This is a genomic window from Bacillus sp. JJ864 (genome assembly GCF_036963045.1).
Classification (GTDB): domain Bacteria; phylum Bacillota; class Bacilli; order Bacillales; family Bacillaceae_G; genus Bacillus_A; species Bacillus_A pseudomycoides_C.
In genome coordinates this window covers 4,500-12,263 of record NZ_JBALLY010000048.1, presented here as the reverse complement: position 1 = coordinate 12,263, position 7,764 = coordinate 4,500, and the positions used below count along the sequence as shown (strand labels likewise).

Genomic DNA, 7,764 nt, shown 5'->3' with positions numbered 1-7,764 from the left:
GGATATATATATATAAAATATGCTCCTTCATTAATTCATAAGCCGTTTTTAACATTAAGAAATTACTAGAGAAAGGTTTTCATGTAGGGGCACTCTTTAGTTACATGCCACATACTGTAATGTAAATCCGCTGAAATATCTGTAACCGTATCTACCATTGTTTGTTTCCTCATTAATAAGGAGGAATATATTATGGGGTTTGGAGCTGGTTGTTGTGGCTTCGGCGGCGGATTCGCCTTACTGATTGTGTTATTTATCTTATTAATCATAATCGGTTGTAGTTGTTTTGGAGGTGGATTTGGCTGCTGATGCTAAGAGAAGGCACTCAATTTGAGTGTCTTTTCTTATTGGGGTCCCGCCACATCGCCATCAAGCTAAGATTTTGAGATATCCCCAAAACAAAAATTTTATATCTCTACTGTTATTTATAAGAATTCATGTCATTTTTTTCGTTTTGGGGAACAACCAATTTCTTAAGTTGATGGGCATGGGGTCACCATATTAAAAAAAGAAAATTATACGTTTAGAAACAATTTAACCGATTTCCTGTACGTTAAGGAATCAGCTATATATTTTACTCCTTTTTAAAGAATTTTTATCTTGTAATTAAGGTTTCTATAGAAGACATATGAAGTGTTCAGCCAATTACAATTACAAAACAAATTTCTTTATTCATTTATAATTCCAATAATCATATTTCTCAACTTATTTTATAAGATTTAAACTCTTTGAACTTTACATAAAATGGTATTTAAATTATGCTGTTGAATATTTTTTAAAGGGGGGAGGCGATCTTCATGAATCTATAGAGGAAACCATTCCCACATGATAACAACTACTAAAAGGAGGAAGGTTTATGCAAAGAAGTTTTAAATTCCTGTTCACGTCCGTTTTTTCTTTGATTTGTGTTTTGTACTTTCAAACGAACGCTTTTGCCGCACCAGCATACGATGGAGTTGTCGAAATGAAGCAACCGTCAGGCGAATCGTTTCAAGCCACAGTGCATGGAGATGAATGGTTCCATTGGGCAAGCACAAAGGATGGCGACGTACTTTTACAAGATCAGAAGGGGTACTGGAATTACGCTGAACTTACATCAGATGAACTAAAATCGACGGGAAAAAAATATAAAATTGACAAGAAGCCTGCAAAAGCGGCAAATGAAAATAATTTGAATAAATGGATAAAAGAATACAACCCTCAAGCAAAGAAAAAACAGGAGCACATGAATGAGCTACAAAAAGAATCACCAGAAAATATTGATGGAACTGTCACTCCAGTTTTAGGAACCAAAAAATTACTTGTTTTGTTAATTGGGTTTACAGATGTTGATATCGCATATAACGACAACGATTGGAGTAACAAATTCTTTTCTGCAAATCAAAAGTCAGTAAAGGGTTACTATAATGAAGTGAGTAATGGAAAAGTACAGATCACTCCAGCTTCCGAAATATATGGTACGCAAAATGATGGGGTGGTTAAAGTGAAATTAGATTACGCTCATCCGAGTACATCGGGAAAAAACATTAGTACGGTTATAACAGATGCACTGGCTAAAGCTGATCCTCAGGTGAATTTTGCTAGTTTTGATACTAATAATGATCAAGTCATCGACTTTAAAGATGGCTTCTACATTGTAACTTTTCTTGCTGGTAATGAACAGGCTGCTCCTGGTGCTCCACTTCCTTATATTTGGGCACATCAGTCGTATGCTCCCAATACAAATCACGATGGTGTTACAGTATCAGGCATGTATACGGCGCAGGGTGAAAAACAATATGGTCATATGGCAACGATTGGTATCCCTGCTCATGAGTTGGGCCATTCCTTTGGCCTTCCAGATCTATATGGCACTAATAATCATGTGGGTAGTCTAAGTATAATGGGTAATGGATCTTGGAATAGTCTTCAAGGGGAAGATTATGGAGCTACACCCGATCATATGGATGCCTGGTCAAAAGTAAAATTAGGATTTGTAACACCAACTGTAGTAAATACCACCAACAATTTTACTCTAAATGCGATCCCAAATAACTATAATGTTTTAAAGATTCCTTTAAAGGATAATACGTATTTTTTAGTTGAGAATCGCGAAAAAGTTGGGTATGATGCAAGCTTGCCAACAAATTCTGGTGGCATCGCGGTTTGGCATATTGATGAATCCATGAATAATAATTCTAATGACCCTCATCCTTTCATTGATATAGAGCAATCCATCAGTGAATACCAAGACCCGTTCTATTACACGAATCAAAATCATGCTGCTTCCTTTGGTCAAGACACCAATCCGAACAGTAATACCTACACTGGAGAAAAATCGGGAGTAACGATTACGACGACAAGCACAAGTAATTCTGCCATGAATGTAGCAGTCACAACAAAAGAAGCTAGTTTGATTCCGCAAACAAACTGGACACTAAAATATGTAGACAGTTATAATTGGTACAATTTGGGTAATGATGCCTTTGATGGAAACAAAGACACGTTTTGGCATACGAGCTGGGGCCCCGTAGCTCCAATGCCGCACGAGATTCAAATCGATTTAGGCGCAACCTATAACATCTCCAAATTCAGCTACCTGCCAAGACAAGACACCCAAGTGAACGGAACGATTAAGGACTATGAGTTCTACGTCAGTAGTGATGGAGTGAATTGGGGAACAGCTGTAGCCACAGGTACCTTTACAAATGATACCACTTTGAAACAAGTCAGCTTTGCAACTAAGACAGGTCGCTATATTAGACTGCGTGCTTTAAGCGAGATAAACAATAATCCATGGACAAGTGTGGCTGAAATCAATGTATTTGGAGTGGCGCAATAATGTATTTGTGAGGGTAGCTATTGAAATCATTGATACACTACCACAAAAGGTTAGCATCTGCTGAGAGTTTCGTTCTGGGGGGCATTATAAAATTTTAAGTTGATGGAGATGGAGTCCCGCCACATCGCTATCAAGCTAAGATTTTGCACTATCCATAAAACAAAAAAGACGTTATCCTTTCTGTAGCATTATAGGAAAGGATGGCGTTTTTTTATGGGTCTTTCGATTCTTGACGAACTTCAACCGATTGCCGAAGAATTACAACGACATATGTCTCGTCATGTTCTAGAACACCTAGCTAAAGAAAAAGGATTCGTTCAGCGAAAGAGTAAATATCAAGCAAAGGAGTTAGTTGCTTTATGTGTATGGCTTAGCCAACAGGTTGCAAGTACATCACTCACACAATTATGTAGCCATCTTGAAGTATCTACGGGTGTTCTTATCAGTCCTGAAGGACTTAATCAACGATTTAATGCTTCCGCAGTACAGTTGCTAGAACAAGTTCTAGCTAATCTTCTCACTCAAAAAATCCATTCAACAAAAGAAATAATTCATCAATATACCACGATCTTTAAGCACGTTCGGATTCTAGATTCTACAACATTTCAGCTTCCAGATAAGTTTTCTTCACATTATCAAGGTTCAGGTGGAAGTAGCCATACGACAGGAGTCAAAATTCAATTAGAGTATGACCTATTGAGTGGGAAGTTCCTGCACGTTTATGTAGGAGAAGGAAGAGAAAATGATAAAACCTTTGGTTCAACAAGCCTACAAACCATTCGACCCAAAGACTTGTATATAAGAGATTTAGGCTATTTCGACCTACATGACTTACAGAAGATCCATGATAAAGGAGCTTATTATATCTCACGTTTGAAATTAAATTCTCGAATCTATCGTAAAAATGATAAGCCAGAGTATTTTCGAAATGGGACCGTCAAGAAAGGGACACTCTATATTCAGTTAGATATGGAAGAACTCATGAATCAATTGTCCCCTGGTCAAACAATGGAGATTTCAGAGGCATACATTGGACAGTATCAAAAATTACCAGCTCGTGTTATTATTCATCGATTAAAAAAAGAATAAACAGAGAAAAGGTTGAAGGACCAAGCCAAAAAAGAAAAGAAGAAAGGTATTACCTACAAAGAACGAAGTAAACGGTTGAGTGGGATCAACGTGTATATTACGAATCTTTCTACAGAAAATAATTCAAACTAACAACAGAGGTAGATTAAGACTTAAAAAAACTAATTTCCTGTAAGTGTTTTAAAAGATAAAAAACAACTGTTTATGGTATAAAAATAGTCCTATTTACCAAGAAGAATTTTTTACTTCCCCTTAGGATAGCACTACACTACATTGTACAAGTACATATATAAATCTAAATTATAAAAACGATATAAAACCATTCTTTTTCGGTAGGCGAGAGCAGCTGGCCATGCATAGAAGCGGTCAGTGCCCTTTCCTGCCACATGCAAGGTAAAACATAGGGAGAAAGCAAGTGCAGGCTCTTCTGCATAGCCGCAATCTATATGTTGAAAAATTAAAATGGATTCATATAAGTGAAACCGCAAGAATTTCAGATCATATCTTTTGAAATTCTTGCGGTTTCTTTTTGTATTATAAGCTTCTATTTTGAATCTCCTGCTGAATATTTGCAAAGAATTCAGCAAATTGGACAGCTTTAGATTGTTGTTCTCTGTATTCTCGAACGTTTACTTCGTTACGCTCGGCTTCTTGATCGCCAACGACAAGGACATATGGGATTTTTTGAACTTGCGCTTCTCGCATTTTATAACCGAGTTTTTCATTGCGAAGATCAAGTTCTACTCGTACACCAGCACCTTTTAACTTTTCTTCTATTTCTTTTGCGTATTTCTCATGTACTTCAACTGATACAGGAATAATTTTTGCTTGTACGGGAGCTAACCATGTTGGGAAGGCTCCGGCAAAATGTTCGATTAAGATACCGAAGAATCGATCTATTGAACCAAATACAGCACGGTGAATAACAACAGGACGTTGTTTTTCATTTTTTTCATTAATATAGCTTAAGTTAAATTTCTCCGGCATTTGGAAATCGAGCTGTACAGTTGCGCATTGATGACTTCTATTTAAAGCGTCTTTAATATGGAAGTCAATTTTCGGGCCGTAAAACGCTCCGTCACCTTCATTGATTTTATAGCGGAAATTGAGCTCTTCTAGTACATTTTGCAGGGCACCTTCCGCCTTATTCCATAACTCGTCATCTCCCATTGAATTTTCTGGTCTTGTAGAGAGCTCAACTTCATATTCAAAACCAAATGTACGATATACATAATCGATTAAATCAATTACTTTTTTTATTTCATCTTCAATTTGTTCAGGTGTTACAAAAATATGGGCATCATCTTGACAGAACGTACGAACTCTAAGAAGTCCGTTTAGAGCGCCGCTAAATTCATGACGATGGACTTGCCCGAATTCAGCCATTCGAACTGGTAAATCACGATAAGAGTGCAGCTTATTTCTAAACATTAACATGTGGCCAGGACAGTTCATTGGTTTTAAAGCAAATTTTCCATGATCAACTTCTGTGAAATACATATTCTCTTTATAATGGTCCCAATGACCGGAGTTTTCCCATAGTTTTTGATTCATCATTAAAGGAGTACGAACTTCTTGATAATTACGTTTTTGTTGGATCCCTCGTAAAAAAGCTTCCATTTCATTTCGGATAATTTGTCCCTTTGGTAAATAAAATGGCATTCCTGGAGCCTCTTCAGAGAACATAAACAATTCTAATTCATTGCCTAATTTACGGTGATTGCGTTTTGCGGCTTCTTCTAAAAAGTTTAGGTATTCATCTAGTTCCTTTTTAGTAGGGAAGGCAACCCCATATATTCTTTGTAGGACTTGGTTATTACTATCACCACGCCAATATGCTCCTGAAACATTTGTTAATTTAAAAGCTTTCATAAAGCCAGTAGATGGTAAATGTGGTCCGCGGCATAAGTCTAAAAATTCACCTTGTTTGTAAAGAGTGATGTTTTGATCAGCAGAAATATCTTGTAATAGCTCTAATTTTAAATGGTCACCAAGCTCTTCAAATATTTGTTTTGCTTCATCACGACTTACTTCGATTCGTTGAATTTCTAAATTTTCATCAATAATTTTTTGCATTTCTTGTTCAATATGAACTAACTCTTCAACCGCAATACTATTTGGAAGATCCATATCATAATAAAATCCATTTTCGATAACAGGACCAACGCCTAAGTTAATGTGACCGTGTATTCTTTTAACGGCTTGTGCTAATATATGGGCCGCTGTATGTCGTAGTACTTCTAAGCCTTCTTTTGATTCTAAAGTTAAAATCTCAATTTCTGCATCTTCCTGTATGCTTCTACGTAAATCAAATAGTTGCTGATTCACTTTTCCAGCAATAGCTTTCTTTTTTAACCCAGGGCTAATCGATTCTGCAATTGCTTCTAATGTAGTTCCTTTCATATATTCCTGTTCACGACCATTTGGAAAACGAATTTGAATCATTTTGTTACTCATCATTATCACTCCATTTTATAATATAAAAAAACGCACTCATCCCTAAAATAGGGACGAGTGCGTTAATACCCGTGGTTCCACCCAGATTCCCATCGCACTTAAAAAAAGCGTCGATGGCTCTATTCGCTGTAACGTAGCGTCTACGGTATTGGATACTCTGTTTCCCCAATACGGCTCTAAGGTGGTAAGTATATTCTTCTGCGTTAGGAAGATCTCAGCAACTCTTCCTTCTCTGTAAAACCGTAAGAATATCTCGTGTCCTTTTCATTGCCTTTTTATAACATTAGTATGTTGATTCATAATATACAGTATTTAAATTATTTTTGCAAATCTTTTTTGGGATAAATTGTGAATTTTTTTAGAACTTTCGTTTTTGATTAGGGTTTACAACATGTATCTTTTTTTACAAGTAGTATATGTAAAAAGAAAACTTATTTTACAAAAAGTCTCAAAAAGCAATCGGTAAATATATGAATTCTGATATACTACAAATAAATATCAGAAAAAACAGAAAATAAGAAAGGGAGGATGAGAAGGGTATGTCAATTTTAGAAAGAATTCGAGAAAATGTCTCGCAAGTAATCGTAGGAAAAGAAGAGGTTATTGATTTAGCGATGATTGCGTTAGTAGCAAATGGACATGTTTTATTAGAAGATGTTCCAGGAACGGGGAAGACGTCATTAGCGAAAAGTCTTGCGAAAAGTATAGATGGGAAATTTCAGCGTGTACAATTTACATCAGATACATTGCCGGGGGATGTAGTAGGTTTAGAGTATTTCGACATGAAAGAATCTGATTTTAAAACGAGGATGGGCCCGATTTTTGCGAATATCGTGTTAGTCGATGAAATTAATCGTGCCGTACCGCGTACACAGTCAGCTTTATTAGAAGTAATGGAGGAGCGTACAGTTACCATTGCGGGAGAAACGCATGTGTTGCCGCAGCCGTTTATTGTACTTGCTACGCAAAATCCATTGGAGTCTGCCGGTACATTTCCTCTTCCAGATGCGCAGTTAGATCGTTTTACCTCAGAAGACCCCTTCTTCAACCGCGTGAAGGGCAGAGCCCAGAGGTAAGGAGGGGATGAATGGGGCTCTCTTGCTACTCCTTTTCTGTCTGATTCTCATACACATGAAATTTTTTCGGAACATCTAACATTTTTGTTGAAATTGATTCCTAGCTTGTATAAAATAGAGATAATAAGAACAAATGTTCTTATTGAGGATGAAGAAATAATAATGAAGAAAACCTATTTTTCTCAAAGGGTGTATAAACATACTTTACCAACTACACTTGTAAATGAGGTGTCTCATGTTTTGCACCTATTCAATCAAGCGAAATGTTTTGCCTTTCAAACTTTGGTTCGTGAAAAGCGTTGGAACCGGAATCTGCATGAG

3 protein-coding genes, 2 pseudogenes and 1 other annotated feature are annotated in these 7,764 nt (G+C 36.6%); of the genes and pseudogenes, 4 read left to right on the top strand and 1 reads right to left on the bottom strand.

The window, feature by feature from the left end; genetic code table 11:
- The first annotated feature begins 192 nt into the window (after positions 1-192).
- The 3 genes and pseudogenes from V7024_RS08900 to V7024_RS08890 form a co-directional block, all read left to right on the top strand.
- Positions 193-309 carry a YjcZ family sporulation protein gene (locus V7024_RS08900; protein ID WP_098916883.1) on the top strand — a complete coding sequence of 39 codons (117 nt, stop codon included), beginning with the start codon at positions 193-195 and terminating at the stop codon, positions 307-309.
- A gap of 547 nt (positions 310-856) precedes the next feature.
- The gene (locus V7024_RS08895) at positions 857-2,821 is read left to right on the top strand and encodes a M6 family metalloprotease domain-containing protein (RefSeq protein ID WP_335518480.1); all 1,965 of its coding nucleotides are present in this window, start codon (positions 857-859) and stop codon (positions 2,819-2,821) included.
- 213 nt (positions 2,822-3,034) lie between these two features.
- Positions 3,035-4,027 (top strand): annotated as a pseudogene (locus V7024_RS08890) (IS4 family transposase); the annotation flags it as partial.
- Positions 4,028-4,444: 417 nt separating this feature from the next.
- On the opposite strand, the gene thrS reads toward V7024_RS08890, so the two are convergent.
- Positions 4,445-6,367 carry a threonine--tRNA ligase gene (gene thrS / locus V7024_RS08885; RefSeq protein WP_335518477.1) on the bottom strand — a complete coding sequence of 641 codons (1,923 nt, stop codon included), beginning with the start codon at positions 6,365-6,367 and terminating at the stop codon, positions 4,445-4,447.
- A 46-nt stretch (positions 6,368-6,413) separates the two neighbouring features.
- Positions 6,414-6,644, bottom strand: a binding site (T-box leader).
- 262 nt (positions 6,645-6,906) lie between these two features.
- On the opposite strand from thrS, the pseudogene V7024_RS08880 reads away from it, so the two are divergent.
- Positions 6,907-7,392 (top strand): annotated as a pseudogene (locus V7024_RS08880) (AAA family ATPase); the annotation flags it as partial.
- Positions 7,393-7,764 lie beyond the last annotated feature (372 nt).